The 1036-nt window shown below is 67.7% G+C and carries 1 protein-coding gene; it reads left to right on the forward strand.

The annotated features are described in order from the left end of the window. Positions 1–28: 28 nt before the first annotated feature. A complete protein-coding gene (gene gap / locus NW895_RS41130) occupies positions 29–1033 on the forward strand; it encodes a type I glyceraldehyde-3-phosphate dehydrogenase (RefSeq protein ID WP_289942373.1) in 1005 nt (334 codons plus the stop codon). Positions 1034–1036: the final 3 nt, after the last annotated feature.

A 1036-nucleotide genomic window follows, 5' to 3' on the forward strand; every position in this document is an offset into this window, starting at 1 on the left:
TCAGTAGCGCAAGGTGAGGGACACATCAATGACCACGCGTGTCGGCATCAATGGTTTCGGGCGTATCGGCCGCAACGTCTTCCGGGCGGCGGCCGCGCGGGGTTCGGAGTTGGAGATCGTCGCCGTCAACGACCTCGGTGACGTCAACACGATGGCTCATCTGCTGGCCTACGACTCGATCCTGGGCCGCTTCCCCGCGGAGATCACCGCCGAGCCGGGCGCGATCCACGTGGGCGACCGGACGATCAAGGTCCTCGCCGAGCGCGACCCGGGCGCCCTGCCCTGGGGCGACCTGGGAGTGGACATCGTGATCGAGTCCACCGGCATCTTCACCAACGCCGCCAAAGCACGCGCACACATCGAGGGCGGCGCGAAGAAGGTCATCATCGCCGCCCCCGCCAGCGGCGAGGACATCACGCTCGTACTCGGCGTCAACGAGGACGCCTACGACCCCGAGCGCCACACCATCATCTCCAACGCCTCCTGCACCACCAACTGCCTGGCCGTACTGGCCAAGGTGCTGCACGAAGCCGTGGGCATCGAGGCCGGCATGATGACCACCGTCCACGCCTACACCCAGGACCAGAACCTCCAGGACGCCCCGCACAAGGACCTGCGCCGCGCCCGAGCCGCGGGCCTGAACATCGTGCCGACCTCCAGCGGAGCCGCCAAGGCCATCGGCCTGGTACTGCCGGAACTGGCCGGCCGCCTGGACGCCTTCGCCCTGCGAGTGCCCGTACCCACCGGATCCGTCACCGACCTGACGGTCACCCCGAGCCGGCGCACCTCGGTACAGGAAGTCAAGGAGGCCTACGCGGCAGCCGCCTCCGGGGCCTACAAGGGCCTGCTCTCCTACACCGAGGCACCCATCGTCAGCACCGACATCGTCAACGACCCCGCCTCCTGCGTCTTCGACGCCGAACTCACCCGCGTGACCGACTCACAGGTCAAGGTCGTCGGCTGGTACGACAACGAGTGGGGCTACTCCAACCGCCTCATCGACCTCGCCAAGCTGATCGGCACCTCACTCTGACCC

This window comes from Streptomyces sp. S.PNR 29, from assembly GCF_030386795.1.
Lineage (GTDB): Bacteria > Actinomycetota > Actinomycetes > Streptomycetales > Streptomycetaceae > Streptomyces.

Excerpts from the sequence above, each read along its gene's own strand:
- gap (WP_289942373.1), top strand. The coding sequence starts at position 29 with ATGACCACGCGTGTCGGCATCAATGGTTTCGGGCGTATCGGCCGCAAC.